We start from the raw sequence: 18563 nt of genomic DNA on the forward strand, positions 1-18563 counted from the left end.
CCGCTACAGCAGGTCTTCGACGTTGTCGACGACTTCCTCGGGGGTGTCGCCGACGGGCGCGCCCGCGGATTCGAGCGCGTCGATCTTCGACTGGGCGGTGCCAGTACCGGAGCCGGAGACGATGGCGCCGGCGTGGCCCATGCGCTTGCCCGGCGGGGCGGTGCGGCCGGCGATGAAGCCGGCGACGGGCGTGGTCATGTACTCGTCGATGTAGGCGGCCGCTTCCTCCTCGTCCTCGCCGCCGATCTCGCCGCACATGACGACCGCGTCGGTCTTGTCGTCCTGCTCGAACAGCGCGAGCGCCTCGACGAACGAGGTGCCGATGATCGGGTCGCCGCCGATGCCGATGGCGGTCGACTGGCCGATACCGCGCTGGGTGAGACTGTCGACGACCTGGTAGGTCAGGGTGCCCGAGCGGGAGACGAGGCCGACGCGGCCGGCCTCGAAGATGTTGCCCGGGAGGATGCCGAGTTTGGCCTCGCCCGGCGTGATGACGCCGGGGCAGTTCGGGCCGACGAGGTAGGCGTCGGTCTCCTGCAGGCGGCGGTACACCCGCGAAACGTCCTGCGTCGGGATGCCCTCGGTGATGGTGACGACGAGGTCGAGTTCGTCGACGCCCAGGGCCTCGAAGCAGGCGTCGCCGGCGAACGCCGGCGGGACGAAGACGACGGAGGTGTCGGCGTCCTCGGCCTCGGCGGCCTCGGCGACGGTGTCGTAGACGGGGACGCCGGCGACTTCCTGCCCGCCCTTGCCCGGGACGGCGCCGGCGACGACGTTCGTCCCGTACTCGATCATCTGTTCGGTGTGGAACTTGCCCTCACCGCCGGTGATACCCTGCACGATAACGCGGCTGTCTTCGTCGACCAGGACACTCATGCTTCCACCTCCTCGGCGTAGTCGACCGCACGCTGGACCGCGGACTCCAGGGTCTTCTCGACGGTCACCAGGTCCTCGTTGAGGATCTCCATGCCCTCCTCCCAGTTCGTCCCGGCGAGGCGGACGACGACCGGCTTGGGGATCTCGTCGAACTGTTCGAGCGCCTGGTTGATCCCCTTGGCGACCTCGTCGCCGCGGGTGATCCCGCCGAAGATGTTGAACACGACGCTGTCGACGTTCTCGTCGGAGAACACCATGTCGAGCGCGTTGGCGATGCGGTCGGCCTTGGCGCCCCCGCCCACGTCGAGGAAGTTGGCGGGTTCGCCGCCGTAGTGGTCGACGAGGTCGAGCGTCGTCATGACGAGACCGGCGCCGTTGCCGATGATGCCGACGTTCCCGGAGAGGCGGACGTAGTCGAAGCCGTACTCGTCGGCCTTCTGGTCGAGTTCGCTCTCGGCGAACTCGCCTTCCTCCTCCATCTCCTGGAGCTCGGGCTGGCGGAACAGGGCGTCCTCGTCGACGTTGAAGACGGCGTCGGCGGCGATCACGTCGTCGTCGCTCGTGACCATCAGCGGGTTGATCTCGGCGTCGGCGCCGTCGCGGTCGTCCCACAGCTGGTAGAGCGTCGTCAGGACCGAGGCCACGTCGCGGGCGATCTCGCGGTCGACGCCGGCGTCGTAGACCGCCTTGCGGGCCTGGTAGGGGTGCATGCCGAAGGCGGGGTCGATGTGCTCGCGGGCGATGGCGTCGGGGTCCTCCTCGGCGACCTCCTCGATGTTGACGCCGCCGCGGGTCGAGACCATGGCGACGGGCTTGCCCTCGCCGCGGTCCATCGTCACGCCGACGTACAGCTCGTTGACGAAGTCGACGGCCTCCTCGACGAGGACGCGGTCGACGGTGTAGCCCTTCAGATCCATCCCGAGGATGTCCTCGGCGGCCTCCTCGGCCTCGTCGGCGTCGTCGACGAGCTTGATCCCGCCGGCTTTCCCGCGCCCACCGACGTGTACCTGTGCCTTGATGGCGACCGGATAGCCGATCTCCTCGGCCGCGGCGACCGCCTCGTCGACGGTCCCGGCCAGTTCCGAGGCCGGTGTCGGGATACCGGCGTCGGAGAAGACCTGCTTGGCCTGATATTCGTGCAGTCGCATGTCACTCGAATCCGCGGTCGGCGAGCGCTTAAATCCCGACCATATCGACCGGATCCGAAGTAAGTACACCGGCAAGTATCGTTCACGAAAATTGGCACACGAGGCATTTATCGCCGGCAGAACCGATCACGCGTGTCGGCGCCCGACGGCGCCGCACCCTGCCACCACCCACCCCACCTCATTCCATCCTTTCGTTCCACCGCATCCCCCTTCTTTCCGGGTCGAACTCGCTCGCCAGCGACGACACCGCGCCGTCGGTCAGGCCGTCGCCCGGTCCGCCCCGCCGACGCGGTGGCGGACGCGAACCGCGGCCGCACCGGCGACCAGGACGGCCTGGTGGAGGACCGCGCCGAGCGCGACCGCGGCGACCGCGAGCGCCACGACTGTCCACGCCGCCGCGCCTTCGACGATCAGCACCGCCACGACCAGCACCGCGGCGGCCAGTCCGTTGCGTAGCGCCGCCCGCCGCTCTTCCCGGAGGAGGTCACGGACCGACCGCTCGGCCGCCTCGCCGTTCAGCAGCGATTCGTAGCACATACGCTCCCCTCAGCAGCCGTCACACTTAGTCGTGCGGGCCACCGGGCCGGGTGACTTTTGCCCGTCTCGTCCCTCGGGGACTCCCATGGAACGCGACGACACGACCGGCGGCGTCGACGCGAATGGCGCGGCTGACGGTGCGAGGGCGGACGGCCCGGCAGGCGCCGTGGGACCGGACGACGCGGTACTGACGGCGCTGGCGTCCGAGATCGCCGACGCCGAACGGGTCGTCGCCCTCACGGGCGCGGGCGTGAGCGTCCCGTCGGGGATCCCGCCGTTCCGCGGCGACCCGAGCGACGACGGGCCGGATCCGGTCTGGGAGACTCACGACCCCGCCGACTTCCATCGGCGGCGCTTCGACGCCGACCCGGAGGGGTTCTGGACCGACCGCCTCTCGCTCCGGGAGACGATGTACGGCGACGGCGCCGAACCCAACGCGGCTCACGAGGCGCTGGCGACGCTCGAAACGCGGGGCCACCTCGACACGCTCCTCACGCAGAACGTCGACGGGCTGCACGCGGCGGCCGGCTCGAAGTCGGTGGTCGAACTCCACGGGACGAGCGCTCGCGTGGCGTGCGACCGCTGCGGCGCGACGCGGGCGGCCGACCCCGTCTGGGAACGCGCCCGTGACGGGGAGCGACCGCCGACCTGCGACTGCGGCGGCGTGCTCAGGCCGGACGTGGTGCTGTTCGGGGAACCGCTTCCGGACGAGGCGTTCGACCGGGCCCAGGCCGCCGCGCGGCGCGCCGACGTGTTCCTGGCCGTGGGGTCGTCGCTGACGGTGCGGCCGGCGGCGTTGCTGCCCGAGATCGCCGCGGAGTCGGGGGCGACGGTCGTCGTCTGCAACCTCGGCCCGACCGAGTACGACGAGCGAGCCGACTACGACCGCCGGGCGGACGCGACCGAGGCGCTGCCGGCGCTGGTCGCGGCGCTCGACGGGTAGGACGGTCGGTGGGCGGGAGCGAGATGACCCCTCACTGCCCGGAATCAGAAAACGACGGCTCGCTGGCGTGACGGTCCCGGGAGCGCCGGGATCACAGCTCGACGCCGCTGGGGATGAGGCTGTGCTGTCGGAGGAGACCCCCCTCGTCGTCGTAGACGAGCAGGGTCCGTTTCTCGTAGCTGGCGACCGCCTCGCCGTCGCGCTCGACGGCGACGCGGTAGCAGCCGTCGGCGTCGTCGGGGTCGTCGTCCCGACGGGCGGCGTCGACGAGGTCCCGCACCGACTCCGCGTCGGCGTTGACCTCGACGACGAACTCCCCGGTCATCCGGTTGGTGAGACTGAAGACGCCGGTCGCGTCGTCGTCGACGGTCCGCAGGCGGAATGCGACGTCGACGCGCTCGCGGTCCAGCGGGTCGCCCCCGGCGTCCGTGAGGCGCTCCTCGAGGAGGTCCGACGGGCCGTCGTAGGCCAACACGGCCGTCGGCAGGCGGTCGCCGTCCCGGTCGACGTGACGGAGGTCCAGCGTGACGTAATCGCGCCTCATTCGACACCCCCCACTAGGGAACGGGCGTGCATGAACCTGACGCCGAGCGCGTCCGGTGAGCGCCGGGACCGGCTGGCGACCGCGCCTCCTCTCCGCCCGGGCGTGCCCGCCGCCCGCTCGGCCGCGCCGCCCACCGACGTGCCGCTCGCGGAGCCGGTAGCTTTTATACCCGCCGCGACGCCGGGTCTCCCAGACCATGTGGGTCCGCTCGGAGTACGCCGGCGAACTGGCAGTCCTCGCGACGTGGCTGACCGCCCTCCTGCCGTGGTCGGTCTCGGTCCTGCGCGAGTCACCCTCGTGGGTCGACGGTACCTTCACCGTCGTCAACATCCGCTTCGTCTTCCTCCAGTTTCACTACCTGTTCGGGATCGCCCTGGGTCGGCAGTCGCTCGACGGCCTCGTCCAGTTCGTCTTCGAGGTCCCCGGGTTCGTCCCGACCAATCAGGTTCCCGAGGGACGGCTCTGGCTCGCGACCGCCGGCTTCTTCGGCTGCATGCTCCTGTTGAGTTTCGTCTACTACGCGCGCGACGAGTGGCTCGAAGCCGCCGCCGAGCGGGCCGAAGTGCGGATCGCGGACGCGGTTCCGGACGCGCTCGCGGGCGCCGTCCCGGCGGCCGTCGCGGCCCGTCTGACGCTCGACCCCGTCCGCGTGTTCGGCGCCTGCTTCGCGGTGCTCGCGGTCGCCTTTTCCGTCTCCACCGTCATGTTCTTCCAGCACCAGCCGACCGTCCCGGTCGGCGCCCTCTTCATGTGGGTGTTCGCCGCCGTGCTCCTGCGCGTCGAACGCGCCTGACCGTTCGATCCCGCGCTTCGCGGCTCGACGACACGACGGTCCCTCGCTCACCGACCCGCCGCGAAACCGCCGGAATACGGAGTGATTCCGCCGCTATCCTGTGATTTGTGATCGGCTCACACGCCCAGATCATCGAAATATTTAAGTAGTTTTCGGACTTACGTAGTGTTAGGAAGCGCGGCATCGGATTCTTATGGCTTTCGCCACCGGTGAGCCGCTCCGGAGACCAATCATGAGCGACACGACAATTCGAACCGGCGCCGAGGAACAGACCAGAGAACGACTGCAGGACGAGAACGAGCAGGAATCGACCGACGTACAGGTCTGTCCCGAGTGTGGCGGTCGGGTCGAGGCGGACACCGAGCACGGCGAGACCGTCTGTTCGGAGTGCGGACTGGTCGTCGAAGAGGACGAGATCGACCGCGGCCCCGAGTGGCGGGCGTTCAACCCCTCCGAGAAGGACGAGAAGTCCCGCGTCGGCGCACCGACGACGAACATGATGCACGACAAGGGTCTCTCGACCAACATCGGCTGGCAGAACAAGGACGCCTACGGCAACTCCCTGTCGTCGAACCAGCGCCAGAAGATGCAGCGCCTGCGCACCTGGAACGAGCGGTTCCGCACGCGCGACTCCAAGGAACGCAACCTCAAGCAGGCGCTGGGCGAGATCGACCGCATGGCCTCGGCCCTGGGCCTGCCGAAGACGGTCCGCGAGACGGCGTCGGTCATCTACCGCCGCGCGCTGGAGGAGAACCTCCTGCCGGGCCGCTCCATCGAGGGCGTCGCCACGTCGGCGCTGTACGCCGCCGCGCGGCAGGCCAACACGCCCCGCAGCCTCGACGAGATGACCGCCGTCTCCCGCGTCGAGAAGATGGAGCTCACCCGGACGTACCGCTACGTCGTCCGCGAGCTGAACCTGGAGATCAAGCCGGCCGACCCCGAGAGCTACCTCCCGCGGTTCGTCTCGGACCTCGCGCTCAGCGACGACACCGAGCGCCGGGCGCGCGAACTCATCGAGAGCGCGCGCGACCAGGGGATCCTCAGCGGGAAGAGCCCGGTCGGCCTCGCCGCCGCCGCGGTGTACGCCGCCGCCCTGCTGACCAACGAGAAGGTCACCCAGAGCGAGGTCAGCGAGGTGGCCAACATCTCCGAGGTCACCATCCGCAACCGCTACAAGGAGCTCCTCGAATCCGTCGACGCGCCGGCCTGACCGACCGGATCCTTCGGTTCGACCGCTCCCGTCGCTCGCCGCGCCCGCCGCACCAGTCTTTTTGTACTCGTCGTGTGTGTTGATACCACGCATGGAGGAAGCGTACGTCCGATTGCTCTGTCCCGAGTGTACCAAAGACTGGGAGTCGACGCCGACGGACCTCCCCGAACACACGGCCCTCTATCACTGTCCCAACTGCCACGCGAGCCGGCGGCTCGCGGAGTTCACGCGGACCGACCGCGACCTGCAGACGCTGAAGAGCCTCGGTTAGCCGCTCGTCGCCGACCGCGCGCCGCAGGCCTCACACCGCAGGAGGAGTACCCCGCCCTCGCGCTCGAAGTGCGTGTCGGGGAGCCCGCACTCCGAACAGAGGACGAACTCCTCGGCGTACTCGTCGATGGCGTTGGTGACCCGCCGGTCGCTGAACTCGCCGGTCAGCCGCGCGCGGCCGCTCTCGTCGATGTGCCCGCTGGTCCCCAGTTCGTTCTGGAGGAACTGCATGACGTGGTCGTCCTCGCGGCCGAGGCTGTCGCAGGTGTCCTGGAAGTTCTCGTAGACGGTCACGTTCCCTTCCTGGCGGATGTTCGGGTCGGGTACCTCGAACCGGTCGGAGCTCCCCTCGATCTCCGGCGTCTCCTCCATCGCCCGGTCGAGCATGTCGTCGTAGTCCATACCCGTGAGAAGCCCGTCCCCGCCTAAAAGTCTTTCAACCCCGCGGCCGCCCCGCGTGGACCGCGCGGTCGCCGCCGCGACGGCTTCGCGTCGGCCCGAAACCCGCCGCCGACCGCCACCGAAACTCCTCGTCGTCGAGCCCACCCCCGATCGGAGCCGACCCCCGAAACCGATATCGAGAGGCTGTTGTACACGGTTTTCAAGCAGATGTGTGTTAACGCGACTCAGGATACTACTATTAACCTCCAGTGGCTAGGACCGGTTGACTATGAAAAAGCAGGAGCTCATTCACCTTCACGGCCTGCTTGCTCAGGTGGAGAATCACTACGAGATGGACACAGGCGAGGAGGTAGAACACGACGAGTACACCTCTCTCGGGGTACGGCCGACCTCGATCCACAAATCGAAGACCGACCACAAAAACGCTGTTTTCGCCCTGGCGAAGGGCATCACCTCGGAGATGGAGACGGAGACGCGCGAGCGCGTTCCGGCCTCCGCCGACTGAACGAACCGACCCGTTCTGTCGTACTCGCGACCGTCCAGCCACCGCCCTCTCGCTCCCGTCCCGTCTCGCGCGCGCCGTCCGCGTCTCTCGAACCGCGAAAACAGTGAACTGCAGGCGCCGGGTCGCGCTACGACTCGTCGATGAGCTCCTCGAACTCCGGCAGCACGTCGTCGCCGCGGTCGTCGGTCGACCCCCCGTCACCGCGTTCCTCGGACGACCCGTCCCCGTCGGAGGCCGACTCGGTGTCGTCCGCCGAGGTGTCGTCTTCCTCGTCCTCGTCATCTTCGTCTTCGTCGTCGTCGATCTGCTCGATCTCGAGCACTTCGAGCGGGATGTTCTCGAGGCGCTGGCCGATCTCCTTGCGCGCGATCCGGGCGGCGTGCTCCTCGCGTTCGACGTTGAAGACCGTTATCTCGAGTTCGAGCGCGACGAGGCTCTCGTCGGCGGCGAGGAAGGCGGGTTCGAGCTCCTCGCCGCAGTGGGGACACGACCGCTCGCCCATGTTGATCTCGACGTAGTTGAGGTCCGGATTGAGCATCTCGCCCGTCTTCGAGATTGCGATCCGGACCGCCTCGTCCGCCGTCTCGACGTCGTAGACGGGGACGGCGGCCTCGACGACAACTCTGCAGTTCATGTGCCCGCCTTCGCCTCGCAGTGACATGAAGGTTCGCCTCGATAGCACGACACACACCCATCGAGCCGACGGCCGTCGTCGCGCCGCCGTCGGGCGCCCGTCGAGCGGGTCCCGTCGGGACGGTCTCGAAAGGTCGAAGACGGCCCGACGCCTGGCCCGGGTATGAGTGTGGAACGCGGCGCCGTCGCCCTCGCGGAGTTCCCGGGGCCCTTCGACCTGCAGTCGACCGTCGAGAGCGGCCAGTCGTACCTTTGGGACCGCGCCGACGGGCGGATGTACGAGGAGAGCGGCGCCTTCGGCGGCGACGCCTGGTACGAGACCGTCGTGCGCGTCGACGGCGACCCCGAGGTCGTCCGGGTCCGACAGGTCGACGACCGCCTGGAGTGGGAGTCGTCGGTCGACGCCGCGCCGGTCCTCCGCGAGCAACTGCGACTGGACGACGACCTGCCGGCCATCCGCGCGCTGGCGCCGGACGACGACGTGGTCGAGTCCGCCTTCGACGCCTACTGGGGGATGCGCCTCGTCGACGACCCGGCCTTCCCGTCGCTGATATCGTTCATCTGCTCGGCCCAGATGCGCGTCGCCCGCATCCACGGGATGCAGCGGGAACTCGAACGCGCGTTCGGCTCGACCGTCGAGTTCGACGGCCGGACCTACCACGCGTTCCCGACCGCCGAGCGACTGGCCGAGGCCAGCGAGGCCGACCTGCGCGACCTGGGACTGGGCTACCGGGCCCCGTACGTCCGCGACACCGCGCGGATGGTCGCCGACGGCGAGGCCCGCCCCCAGGAGGCGGTCGGGCTCGACTACGAGGCCGCCCGCGAGTCGCTCACCCGCTTCGTCGGCGTCGGCGACAAGGTGGCCGACTGCGTCCTGTTGTTCGCGCTCGACTACCTGGAGGCCGTCCCGCTGGACACCTGGATCCGGACGACCATCGAGGAGTACTACCCCGACTGCGACCGCGGCAACTACGCCGACACCTCCCGCGCCATCCGCGCGGCCTTCGGCGGCGAGTACGCGGGGTACACGCAGACGTACGTCTTCCACTACCTGCGGTAGCGCGGAGAGGCGGTGAGCGGCGAGCGCGCTATCGCTCGTCGACCGGCGTCCACGAGCGGTCGTGGTCGCCGACGTACGCCGAGAGCGGACGGATGAGTCGGTTGTCGTCGAGCTGTTCGAGCGCGTGGGCGGTCCAGCCGCCGACCCGCGAGACGGCGAAGCAGGCGGTGAACAGCTCCTTGGGGACGCCGACGCCGTCGAGCAGCGCCGCGGTGTAGAACTCGACGTTCGTCTCCAGGTCCCGTCCGGGCTTGTGCTCGGCGAGGGCCTCGACCGCGGTGTCCTCGAACGCCTTGATCGTCTCGAAAAAGTCGGAGTCACCGGCCTCGTCGTAGAACTCGGCGGCGGCGGCCTCCAGCACCGCGGCCCGCGGGTCGCGGACGCGGTAGACGCGGTGGCCGAAGCCCATCAGGCGCTCGCCGGCCTCCAGTTTCCCGCGGACGTACCCCTCGGGGTCGCCCGACTCGTGGATCGACCGGAGCATATCGAGGACGGGACCCGGCGCGCCCCCGTGGAGCGGCCCCTTCAGCGTCCCGACCGCCGCGGTCGCGGCCGAGACCACGTCCGACTCCGTCGAGACGACCGTTCGAGCGGTGAACGTCGAGGCGTTCAACCCGTGGTCGACGACCGTGTTGAGGTACGTCTCCAGCCCCCTGACGGCCGCCTCGTCGGGCTCCTCCCCGTTCAGCATGTAGAGGTAGTTCGCCGCGTGGCGCAGGTCCTCGCGGGGTTCGACCGGCTCCTCGCCCTCCCGGTAGCGCCAGTAGGTCGCGACGATGGTCGGGAAGACGGCGACGACCCGCCGGGCGTCGGCCTCGGGCTCGCTCTCGCCGGTACCGAGGTTCGCCGCCGCGGCGCCCATCCGGAGGGCGTCCATCGCCGGTTTGTCCTCCTCGGCCGCCCGCCGTAGGACCGCCCGCACTTCTTCGCCGATCGCTCGGCGCCCCGCCAGGTCGGCGCGGAACTCCGCGAGTTCCTCGCTCGACGGTAGCCGGTCCTCGAACAGCAGGAAGACGCTCTCCTCGTAGGTGGCGTTGCGCGCGAGGTCGTCGACGGGAAACCCGCCGATCGTGAGCACGCCCGCCTCGCCGTCGATATCGCTCAGTCGCGTCTCGGCGACCCTGATACCCTCCAGCCCGCGGTTCAGATCCTCGTCACTCATGCCCACGCCTGCGCGGGAGACCACCAAAGTACTGTTGGAACACGTCGGAGTTTTCCGCGATCGGACGCGAAGTTCGGACACTGTCCCGGCGAATCGGTGCGGTATTGTCCAGTTGTCGACGCCCATATCGACGTGTGTACAACCCTCGCCGCCGTTCCACTTCGAGGAGTCGCCGGTTCGTCGGCGCGGGGTCGACCGGAACGGGGCGGTCGGGTTTCGGCGAGGACGCGGCTTGGCGCGTATTTTTGAACGGGGGAGCCGTATCGGCGTGTATGGCAGACCGGACGCGAGCACACGTGTACGTCACGGGACGGGTACAGGGCGTCTTCTACCGGGCGACGACCCGCGACGAGGCCCGCGAGCGCGGAGTCGACGGCTGGGTGATGAACCTCGAGGACGGTCGCGTCGAAGCGGTCTTCGAGGGGCCGGCCGAGGCGGTCGAGGCGATGGTCGCGTGGTGTCACGAGGGCAGCGACCGGGCGCGCGTCGAGGACGTGGATGCGGAGTACGGCGACCCCGAGGGGCTCGACGGGTTCGAGATACGGCGGTGACCGACGGACGGCGGCCGGCCGCCGTCCGGGAGAACAGCCGGAACCGACGGCCGGTTGCCCCCACCCTTTTCCGGGGGGCGGGCGAACGCCCGTCCATGATTACGGGCAGCGAGATGGCCGTGGTCGACGAGAACGCCGCGGCGATGGGGGTCCCGCGCAAGCAGTTGATGGAGTCGAGCGGGCACGCGGTCGCGCGCGCGGTCCGCGAGGTCGTCGACGCCGGCGCGAGCGTCCGCGTCGTCGCCGGCCGGGGGAACAACGGCGGCGACGCCTTCGTCGCGGTCCGCTTTCTCGACGACCTCGACGTGACGACCAGCCTGCTGGGTCGCCCCGAGACCATCGCGACCGACATCGCCCGCGAGAACTGGGACGCGCTCGCGGTCGGCGAGTACGACACGGAGACCGTCCGCGACTCCGCCGGCTTCGAACTGGACGGGCCCGACGTGGTCGTCGACGCGATGCTCGGGACCGGCATCGCGGGCGACCTGCGCGAACCCGAACGAACCGCGGCCGCGGCGATCAACGACAGCGACGCGACCGTCGTCTCCGTCGACGTCCCCTCTGGGACGAACGCCGAGACGGGCGAGCTGGCCGACACCGCCGTCGAGGCCGACCGCGTGGTCACGTTCCACGACACCAAACCCGGGCTGGCCGCCCTCGACGCCGAGGTGACCGTCGCGGACATCGGTATCCCCGCGGCCGCCGAGCGGTTCGTCGAACGTGGCGACCTCGCTCGCCTCGACGACCGCGACCCGGGCAGTCACAAGGGCCAGAACGGCGAGGTGCTCGTCGTCGGTGGCGGCCCCTACGCCGGCGCGCCCGCGCTCTCGGCGAAGGCCGCGCTCCGCGCCGGCGCGGATCTGGTCCGCGTCGCCTGTCCGATGGTCGTCGGTCGCGAGCTCCAGGGGTTCGGCGAGGACCTGATCGTCCGCCCCTACCAGGGCAAACAGCTCGAACCCAAACAGGTGGGCTTTCTCCTCCAGATGGCCCGCCACCACGACACCGTCGTCATCGGCCCCGGTCTCGGCGACGAAGACGAGACCCTGGAGGCCGTCGAGGGGATCCTCTCCGGGTACTCGGGGACGGCCGTCGTCGACGCCGACGCCCTCTCGCGCGTTCCGAAGGTCGACACGGAGGCCGACCTGATCTGCACGCCCCATCAGGGGGAGTTCGCCGAGATGGGCGGGCGCGTCACTGACGACTGGGAGGAACGGACCGACATCGTCGAGCGATTCGCCGCGGATCTGGACCAGACGGTCCTCGTGAAGGGCGAGTACGACGTGGTCTCCGACGGCGAGACGACCCGGGTCAACCGTACCGGCAACGCCGGCATGACGGTCGGCGGCACCGGCGACGTACTCGCCGGGATCACCGCCGCGCTCGCGGCGACCCAGGAGCCGGTCCACGCCGCCGCGATGGCCGCCTACGCCAACGGCGAGGCGGGCGACCGCGTCTACGAGCGCCGAAACAACGGCCTCGTCGCCACCGACCTCCACGAGGAGATCCCGAGCGTCCTCTGGACCGACCGAGGTGGCGAGGCGTGAGTGGCGGCGGAGAGGGGGACGACAGTGGGTCCGACGGAGCCGACTCCGCGTCGGCGGCCGACCTCACTCACACCGACGAGTCGGGCGAGACGCAGATGGTCGACGTGGGGGACAAGGCCGACACCGCCCGCCGCGCCGTCGCGCGCGGGACCATCCGCCTGCAGTCCGCCACCGTCGACGCCGTCCGCGAGAACGCGATCGGCAAGGGCGGCGTGCTCGCGACTGCCCGGATCGGCGCGATCCAGGCGGTCAAACACACCTGGGAGACGATCCCGATGTGTCACCAGATCCCGATCACGAACGTCGACACCGACTTCGCCCTCGGCGACGAGACCGTCGAACTCACCGTCGCCGTCGAGACGACCGGCAAGACCGGTTGCGAGATGGAGGCCCTGGAGGGGACCACGACCGGGCTCAACGTCGTCTGGGACATGGTGAAGTCGGCGGAGAAGGACGCCGACGGCGACTACCCCGAGACGGCGATCGAGTCGGTCGAGGTCGTCGAGAAGACGAAGCGACCGCTGGAGTGACCGCCGGCCGCTGTCGAGAGGCGGTCGTAACTGGGCCCGAGTGTTCAAGTACGGGAACGCGACCAGCCCGTAGTATGCGCTGAGACCCGCCGCGCGGCGGCCAGCGGTCGCGCGACGCGACCGCCGCGCGGACTCCGCAGACGCGTCGCCTGCTCGCCACGGAACCCCGGGTCGTTCACCGGGTTCCGCCCACTTTTCACGGTCGTAGCCGTGTGTCCGACCATGCGCGCAGCAGTCTACCACGGCGAACGGGACGTACGCGTCGAGGACGTCGAGCGACCCGAGATCGAGGACCCGGGCGACGCGCTCGTACGCGTGACCCACACGGCCGTCTGCGGCTCCGATCTGTGGCCCTACCGCGGACAGAGCGACCGTGACACCCCCTCGCGTATCGGCCACGAGCCGATGGGGATCGTCGAGGAGGTGGGTGAGGACGTGCGGAGCGTCCAGCCCGGCGACCGCGTCTTCGCACCGTTCGTCGTCAGCTGCGGCGAGTGCGAGTTCTGTCGCCGCGGACTCCACACCTCCTGCGTGAACGGCGACGGCTGGGGCGGGGACAACGGCGGCGCACAGGGCGAGTACGTCCGCGCTCCCCACGCCGACGGGACCCTCGTTCGGATCCCCGACCGCTACGCCGACGACGAGGACTCCCTGCAAGCGGCCCTACCACTGACCGACGTGATGGGCACCGGCCACCACGCGGCGGTCAGCGCCGGCGTCGCGGCCGGCGACACTTGCGTCGTCGTCGGCGACGGCGCCGTCGGCCTCTGTGGCGTCCTCGCCGCGCGGCGACTCGGCGCCTCGCGGATCATCGCCGTGGGCCACCACGCCGACCGGCTCGACATCGCCGAGGAGTTCGGCGCGACCGAGACCGTCCTCGAAGGCGACGGCGGGGTCGACGACGCTGCCGAACACGTCGCCGATATCACGGGCGGCGGCGCCGAGCACGTCCTGGAGTGCGTCGGCGCCGCGGGCGCGATGGAGACGGCCGTCGGCGCCGCTCGCCCCGGCGGCACCGTCGGGTACGTCGGCGTCCCCCACGGCATGGGCGACGGCCTCGATCTCTTCCCCTTCTTCGGCGACAACGTCACCCTGTCGGGCGGCATCGCGCCGGTCCGCGCCTACGCCGACGAGCTGCTCGCGGACGTGCTCGGCGGCACGCTCGACCCCTCACCGATCTTCACGAAGACCGTCTCGCTCGACGATATCGCAGACGGCTACCGCGCGATGGACGAGCGCGAGGCGATCAAGGTGCTCGTGAAGCCGTAACCGGTCCGAACGGGAGGCTCGACCGGGCCGGTAGACCGACAAGCCTCCCGCCCGTCGGTCAGGATATGCCGAACATCAGCGAGACGTACCTGGAGAACCGCTGGCGCGTCCAGCCGAACCACGCCAACAACTACGGCACCGTCCACGGCGGCAACGTCATGAAGTGGATGGACGAACTCGGCGCGATGTCGGCGATGCGCTTCGCCGGCGAACCCTGTGTCACCGCCTCGATCGACCGCATGGACTTCCACCGGCCGATCCCCACCGGCGAGGTGGCCGTCATCGAGTCGTTCGTCTTCGACGAGGGCCGTTCCAGCGTCAACGTCCACCTCCGCGCGACCCGTGAGAACCCCCGGACCGGCGAGCAGGAGATGACCACCGAGTCGCAGTTCGTCTTCGTCGCCATCGACGAGGACGGCTCGCCGGTTCCCGTCCCGGACCTGACCGTCGAGGGCGAGCGCTGCCGGGAACTCCGCGAGCGCGCGCTCGCCTGGCGGGAGGCGAACGACGGAGAGCACTGACTCGCTGCCCGGCACCCCCCCGCTTCAGGCCGAGGCCCCGACGAGTTCGCCCGCCTTCGAGCGCGAGCGCTCGACGACCGCGGGGCGAGCCTCGAACTCGATGACGACTTGGTCGCCGTAGTCGACCGAGTCGACCTGGGCGTTGTCGTGGATCCACGAGACGACCGACATCGTGTCGTCGGTCATCGGCAGGACGAGCCGCTCGCGCTCGTAATCGGGAAGCTCCGCGTGGATCCGTTCGCGGAGGTCGTCGACGCGTTCGCCGGTCCGGGCCGACACCGCGACCGGGTTGGGCGCCAGCGCCGACAGCGCCTCGCGCTTGCGCTGGACCTCTTCGGCGTCGACCGTGTCGACCTTGTTCAGCACCGTCACGATGGGCGCTTCGTTACGCTCGGCGAGCGTGTCGTGACACGTGACGAGCTTCTCGCGGATCTCCTCGACCGGCTCGCTCACGTCGACGACCAACAGGACGAGATCCGCCCGGTAGACCGAGTCCAGCGTCGACTTGAACGACTCGACGAGCCAGTGGGGCAGGTCCGAGATGAACCCGACGGTGTCGGTCACGAGCACGTCCCGCTGGTCCATGTCCGCTCGCCGGGTCGTCGTCCCGAGCGTCGTGAACAGCCGGTCTTCGGACTCGGCGGTCGCGTCCAGGTCGGGGTGGAGGTCCTCGTTCTCGTCCACGTCGACGTCCTCGGCGAGCCGGCGGAGCAGCGTCGACTTCCCGGCGTTCGTGTAGCCGGCAAGCGCCACCAGGTCGAACCCGGACTCGCGGCGCTGCGCGCGGCGGTGTTCCTCGGTCTCCTCGATCCGTTCGAGTTCGTCTCGGATGCGGGAGATCTGGGCTTTGATGTCCCGCTCGCGGCTCTCGTCGTACTCGCCTAGCCCCATGAACCCCGGCCGCTCGTCGCGCCGGGCGAGGCTGGCCTTGGCCTCTGCGCGCGGGAGTTCGTACCGCAGCTCCGCGAGCTCGACCTGTAGCTGGGCCTTGCGGGTCTGGGCACGTTGGCCGAAGATCTCGAGGATGAGCCGGAAGCGGTCGACCAGTTTGACTCCCTCTGGGAGTTCGTTGCCGATGTTGTACGTCTGATACGGCCCGAGCTGGTTGTCGAAGACGACGACCGTCGCCTCCGTCTCCGCAACCGTGCGCGCGAGCGTGGCGACCTTCCCCTCCCCGATGTGGGTCGCCGGGTCCTCTTTCCTCGTCTGGGTCACCTCGCCGACCACGTCGTAGCCGGCCGCGCGCGCCAGATCGCGGATCTCCGTCGTGTCGGGCCGTCCGCTGTCGACGCGTTTGGCGACGACAGCCCGGCGGTGGGTTCCTGTCTCCGTCACTCGCGCGTGGCTACGGCGCCCGCGTATTTAAACTCTGGTCGGACGCGACGGCCGACCCCGGCGAACGGCTCCGACAGCCGTTCTCCCCAGATATCCGGGGCTACGTCGCCGCTCGCGTTCGAGTAAGTCGGGGTTACTCGACACGACCGGAGGGCACAAGAGCCTTATCCCGCGGTCGTTACCGGGACGGATATGGTAGACATCGGCTTGCAACAGATCGGGCTGGAGCTGGGCTCGGGCGCGGTGATCGGGGGCCTGATCGGCTTCGCGGCCAAGAAAGTCGCGAAGATCATCGCGATTCTGGTCGGCGTCGAACTCGCGCTGTTCAAGTTTCTGGAGTCGCAGGGCATCCTCGCCGTCGACTGGGAGCGCCTCTCCGCGGGGCTGGTCAACGCGAGCAGCGCCGCGACGGACGCCGCGACCGGGAGCCAGCCGCCGGGCATCGTCGTGAGCCTGCTGTCGGTCATCCCCGTCAGCGCCGGCTTCGCGGGCGGGTTCCTCGTCGGCTTCAAGAAGGGGTAGTCCGGCGGAGGCGGGCGAATTCGCGGTCGCGGATTTTCGACGAACGCCACTGGCCAGCAGCGCGGTCGCTGGTCGGTCGTGAGAGAGCGGAGGGCCGGTCCGGTTTACGGCGACTGACCGGAGCCGCCGGACGGACCGCTGCCCTGGGGCACGTCGTCGTCCTTGTCGCCGGAGACGAGGAACTCCAGGAGGTTGCCGGCGAACTGCTCGTTGTCCATGTCGTACAGCTCGGAGGACTTGAGGAAGGAGGTGTCGGCGACCAGCACCAGGTTGTCGTTCTGCGCGGCGACGGGGTACTGGCCCGCCTGCCGCCGTTCGAGGGTTCGCGTCCCGGAGATAGCGCGCATCCGGACCTGCGCGTCGTCGCCGGTCGAAACGACGTAGCCGGCCGAGTCGAACGTGACGTTGGAGACGCCCTCGGTCAGCGCGCTCGACCCGTCGGGACTCGCGATGATGCTCTCGTAGTTGTTGTCGTTGCCGCCGTCCTCGATGTTGTAGAGGCCCTCGGTCCCCATCCGGAGGCCGAACTCGCCGACGAGGTCTTGAGCGCCGAAGCGGACCTGTGTGATCTGTGCGTTCAGGCCGCTCCCGACCGACAGCTGGGGCGGCTCGGCGAGCACGCCGATGCGGCCGCCGCCGTCGGCGTAGGCGGTCAGGCCCGCGATCTCGGCGTCGGAGAACGCGGCGGTCGGCTGGACGATCAGCACGGCGTCGTACTGACGCAGCGTCGCGTTGTAGCTGCTCTCGCCGAACCCGCCGTCGTCGCCGGCCGCGCTCGGCGTGAAGTCGACCTCGTGACCGGCCCGGGCCAGCGCCTCGACGAGCGGCGCCAGATCCGACTGGGAGTATCGGTTGCTGTGGTCGCTATCGACGAGAACGCGCTTGCTCTCGCCGCCGCTGTCGAGCGATATCTCGCCGTCTTCGGGCGCGCTGGTCGCGAGCACGTTCTCCGGCGCGAACTGGCCGGGCGACTGTCCCTCTATCTCCTCACCGTCGGCCGGTCCCGCGGAGCCGGACCCGCCGAGGACGCCGAGGAGTGCCGTGCCCGCGAGGATGACCGCGATCACGACGACGAAGACGCCGAGCGGTTTGAGTACCTCACTCGCTTTCATTGTTCACCTCCGGAGCGTCCTCGGTGACCGGGACGCCCCAGACCGCGTGGAACTCGTAGGGCTGCTGGAACTCCGTTCCCCCGTCGTCGGAGCCGTCGACGTAGACGACGTTCCCGTCCACCCTCGCGGGGTCTTCCGAGAGGACGATACTGCCGCCCGAGGGGCTGACGGGCTCGTTGTAGTCGACGTTGTACTGGTCGCCGTCGATGCCGTCCGCCCGCGTCGCGGCTTCCGCGATGGCCGAGTTGAGGTCGCCCATCTCGTCGGCGAAGCCGTTCCGGAGCGCAGCCGGGCCGATGTACGCCTCGCCGTGGGCGACGCCGCTCCGGTTCATCGAGAGGTTGGCGCCGCGGTGTTTCACGATCGTGTCGACGAAGGCGTTGTGGAGCGTCTCCATCTGCTCGCGCAGTTGGTCTTTCTCCGTCGTCGCCTTGTCCGGGCCCGTCCGAAGGTAGGCCTTGCTCTGGGCCTCGGACTGTTCGACCGTGCTCAGCGGCGCGCTGACGATGACGCCGATGGAGCCGACGGTCGAACTCGGTTTGACGAAGATCCGGTCGGCGGGCGCGATCCCGAAGTAGCCGCCGGAGGCGGCCGTCCCCTCGACGTAGGCGACGACCGGCATCTGCGCGGCGGTCCGGTTGACCGCGAGATAGAACTCCTCGCTCGACGCGACGGCGCCGCCGGGGCTGTCGATCCGCAACACGACCGCCTCGACGGACTCGTTGGTTCTCGCTTGTCTGAGGTCTTCCTTGATGTCGTTCACCGGGCCGGCGTCTGTCCCGGCCCGCAGCGTGATGACCGACACGGTCGGGTCCCCCGAGTCGCCCGAAGAGGACTGCGTGGCACTCCAGACGACTGGCGCGAGTACGGTGCCAATCAGGACGGCGACGACCACGACGATCACGTACAGCACCGTGGTCGTCTTGGTCGAATCGGTTCTATCCACCATACACCTCGGGGAACGGACGACCCCCTCATGAAGGTTGGTCAATCTAAAACTCCGTTTGACATACGTGCCGGCCGAGACCGACTGGCGCAGTAGCGGCCCGTCCGCTTCGGTCTCGGCGGTAGCCGCGGCCTACTGCGGTTCGGCGAC

The 18563-nt window shown here is 69.5% G+C and carries 22 protein-coding genes; 12 read left to right on the forward strand and 10 right to left on the reverse strand.

Translation table 11 applies throughout. The features are described from left to right. Window positions 1-3 precede the first annotated feature (3 nt). The 3 genes from sucD to HZS55_RS10030 form a co-directional block, all read right to left on the reverse strand. Window positions 4-876 carry a succinate--CoA ligase subunit alpha gene (gene sucD, locus HZS55_RS10020; RefSeq protein WP_179911536.1) on the reverse strand — a complete coding sequence of 291 codons (873 nt, stop codon included), beginning with the start codon at window positions 874-876 and terminating at the stop codon, window positions 4-6. Further along, window positions 873-2024, reverse strand: a complete 1152-nt coding sequence (gene sucC / locus HZS55_RS10025; RefSeq protein WP_179911537.1) for an ADP-forming succinate--CoA ligase subunit beta — start codon at window positions 2022-2024, stop codon at window positions 873-875. Before sucC ends, sucD begins: the two co-directional genes overlap by 4 nt. 258 nt (window positions 2025-2282) lie before the next feature. Continuing rightward, on the reverse strand, window positions 2283-2561 hold the full coding sequence (locus tag HZS55_RS10030) for a hypothetical protein (RefSeq protein WP_179911538.1): 279 nt from the start codon (window positions 2559-2561) through the stop codon (window positions 2283-2285). Between the two features lie 85 nt (window positions 2562-2646). Here HZS55_RS10030 and HZS55_RS10035 point away from each other — a divergent pair, with 85 nt between their 5' ends. Continuing rightward, window positions 2647-3504, forward strand: a complete 858-nt coding sequence (locus HZS55_RS10035; protein WP_179911539.1) for an NAD-dependent protein deacylase — start codon at window positions 2647-2649, stop codon at window positions 3502-3504. A gap of 91 nt (window positions 3505-3595) precedes the next feature. Here HZS55_RS10035 and HZS55_RS10040 read toward each other — a convergent pair whose 3' ends face one another. Continuing rightward, window positions 3596-4048 (reverse strand): DUF5793 family protein, encoded by a 453-nt coding sequence (locus HZS55_RS10040; protein ID WP_179911540.1) that lies wholly within the window; start codon window positions 4046-4048, stop codon window positions 3596-3598. A 196-nt stretch (window positions 4049-4244) separates the two neighbouring features. Here HZS55_RS10040 and HZS55_RS10045 point away from each other — a divergent pair, with 196 nt between their 5' ends. The 3 genes from HZS55_RS10045 to HZS55_RS10055 all read left to right on the forward strand — a co-directional run bounded on the left by HZS55_RS10045 (window position 4245) and on the right by HZS55_RS10055 (window position 6322). Beyond that, window positions 4245-4841, forward strand: coding sequence for a DUF7549 family protein (locus tag HZS55_RS10045; RefSeq protein ID WP_179911541.1), 597 nt, complete (start codon window positions 4245-4247; stop codon window positions 4839-4841). A gap of 232 nt (window positions 4842-5073) precedes the next feature. Then, the gene (locus tag HZS55_RS10050; RefSeq protein WP_179911542.1) at window positions 5074-6051 is read left to right on the forward strand and encodes a transcription initiation factor IIB; all 978 of its coding nucleotides are present in this window, start codon (window positions 5074-5076) and stop codon (window positions 6049-6051) included. Window positions 6052-6142: 91 nt separating this feature from the next. Next, a complete protein-coding gene (locus HZS55_RS10055; protein ID WP_179911543.1) occupies window positions 6143-6322 on the forward strand; it encodes a DUF7836 family putative zinc-binding protein in 180 nt (59 codons plus the stop codon). Here HZS55_RS10055 and HZS55_RS10060 read toward each other — a convergent pair. Next, the gene (locus HZS55_RS10060) at window positions 6319-6723 is read right to left on the reverse strand and encodes a translation initiation factor IF-2 subunit beta (protein ID WP_179911544.1); all 405 of its coding nucleotides are present in this window, start codon (window positions 6721-6723) and stop codon (window positions 6319-6321) included. The two genes, HZS55_RS10055 and HZS55_RS10060, sit on opposite strands and share 4 nt — an antisense overlap. Window positions 6724-6991: 268 nt before the next feature. Between HZS55_RS10060 and HZS55_RS10065 the strand changes: the two genes are divergently transcribed. Then, entirely contained in the window at window positions 6992-7228 is a 237-nt protein-coding gene (locus tag HZS55_RS10065; protein ID WP_179911545.1) for a UPF0058 family protein, read from the forward strand. A 127-nt stretch (window positions 7229-7355) separates the two neighbouring features. On the opposite strand, the gene HZS55_RS10070 is transcribed toward HZS55_RS10065, so the two are convergent. Next, window positions 7356-7862 (reverse strand): DUF555 domain-containing protein, encoded by a 507-nt coding sequence (locus HZS55_RS10070; RefSeq protein WP_179911546.1) that lies wholly within the window; start codon window positions 7860-7862, stop codon window positions 7356-7358. 162 nt (window positions 7863-8024) lie between these two features. Here HZS55_RS10070 and HZS55_RS10075 point away from each other — a divergent pair, with 162 nt between their 5' ends. Next, window positions 8025-8921: a DNA-3-methyladenine glycosylase family protein gene (locus HZS55_RS10075; RefSeq protein ID WP_179911547.1), complete on the forward strand. Its 897-nt coding sequence runs from the start codon at window positions 8025-8027 to the stop codon at window positions 8919-8921. Between the two features lie 28 nt (window positions 8922-8949). Here the strand turns inward: HZS55_RS10075 and HZS55_RS10080 are convergent, their stop codons facing one another. After that, complete coding sequence (locus HZS55_RS10080) at window positions 8950-10083, reverse strand: citrate synthase (protein WP_179911548.1); 1134 nt, start codon at window positions 10081-10083, stop codon at window positions 8950-8952. 272 nt (window positions 10084-10355) lie between these two features. Here HZS55_RS10080 and HZS55_RS10085 point away from each other — a divergent pair, with 272 nt between their 5' ends. The 5 genes from HZS55_RS10085 to HZS55_RS10105 all read left to right on the forward strand — a co-directional run bounded on the left by HZS55_RS10085 (window position 10356) and on the right by HZS55_RS10105 (window position 14498). Continuing rightward, window positions 10356-10634 carry an acylphosphatase gene (locus HZS55_RS10085; protein ID WP_179911549.1) on the forward strand — a complete coding sequence of 93 codons (279 nt, stop codon included), beginning with the start codon at window positions 10356-10358 and terminating at the stop codon, window positions 10632-10634. Window positions 10635-10729: 95 nt separating this feature from the next. Continuing rightward, the gene (locus tag HZS55_RS10090) at window positions 10730-12178 is read left to right on the forward strand and encodes an NAD(P)H-hydrate dehydratase (RefSeq protein WP_179911550.1); all 1449 of its coding nucleotides are present in this window, start codon (window positions 10730-10732) and stop codon (window positions 12176-12178) included. Next, window positions 12175-12708 (forward strand): cyclic pyranopterin monophosphate synthase MoaC, encoded by a 534-nt coding sequence (gene moaC / locus HZS55_RS10095; protein WP_179911551.1) that lies wholly within the window; start codon window positions 12175-12177, stop codon window positions 12706-12708. The genes HZS55_RS10090 and moaC overlap by 4 nt, the downstream gene beginning before the upstream one ends. Before the next feature lie 222 nt (window positions 12709-12930). After that, complete coding sequence (locus HZS55_RS10100) at window positions 12931-13977, forward strand: alcohol dehydrogenase catalytic domain-containing protein (protein WP_179911552.1); 1047 nt, start codon at window positions 12931-12933, stop codon at window positions 13975-13977. A 65-nt stretch (window positions 13978-14042) separates the two neighbouring features. Next, on the forward strand, window positions 14043-14498 hold the full coding sequence (locus HZS55_RS10105; protein ID WP_179911553.1) for an acyl-CoA thioesterase: 456 nt from the start codon (window positions 14043-14045) through the stop codon (window positions 14496-14498). Between the two features lie 24 nt (window positions 14499-14522). Here the strand turns inward: HZS55_RS10105 and hflX are convergent, their stop codons facing one another. After that, window positions 14523-15833: a GTPase HflX gene (gene hflX / locus HZS55_RS10110; protein ID WP_179911554.1), complete on the reverse strand. Its 1311-nt coding sequence runs from the start codon at window positions 15831-15833 to the stop codon at window positions 14523-14525. A gap of 192 nt (window positions 15834-16025) precedes the next feature. Here hflX and HZS55_RS10115 point away from each other — a divergent pair, with 192 nt between their 5' ends. Beyond that, on the forward strand, window positions 16026-16355 hold the full coding sequence (locus HZS55_RS10115) for an FUN14 domain-containing protein (protein WP_179911555.1): 330 nt from the start codon (window positions 16026-16028) through the stop codon (window positions 16353-16355). A gap of 104 nt (window positions 16356-16459) precedes the next feature. Here the strand turns inward: HZS55_RS10115 and HZS55_RS10120 are convergent, their stop codons facing one another. After that, window positions 16460-17467 (reverse strand): motility-associated ABC transporter substrate-binding family protein, encoded by a 1008-nt coding sequence (locus HZS55_RS10120; RefSeq protein WP_179911556.1) that lies wholly within the window; start codon window positions 17465-17467, stop codon window positions 16460-16462. Continuing rightward, window positions 17454-18416 carry a S49 family peptidase gene (locus HZS55_RS10125; protein ID WP_179911557.1) on the reverse strand — a complete coding sequence of 321 codons (963 nt, stop codon included), beginning with the start codon at window positions 18414-18416 and terminating at the stop codon, window positions 17454-17456. The genes HZS55_RS10120 and HZS55_RS10125 overlap by 14 nt, the downstream gene beginning before the upstream one ends. Between the last annotated feature and the right edge of the window lie 147 nt (window positions 18417-18563).

This window comes from Halosimplex rubrum (assembly GCF_013415885.1).
Taxonomy (GTDB): domain Archaea; phylum Halobacteriota; class Halobacteria; order Halobacteriales; family Haloarculaceae; genus Halosimplex; species Halosimplex rubrum.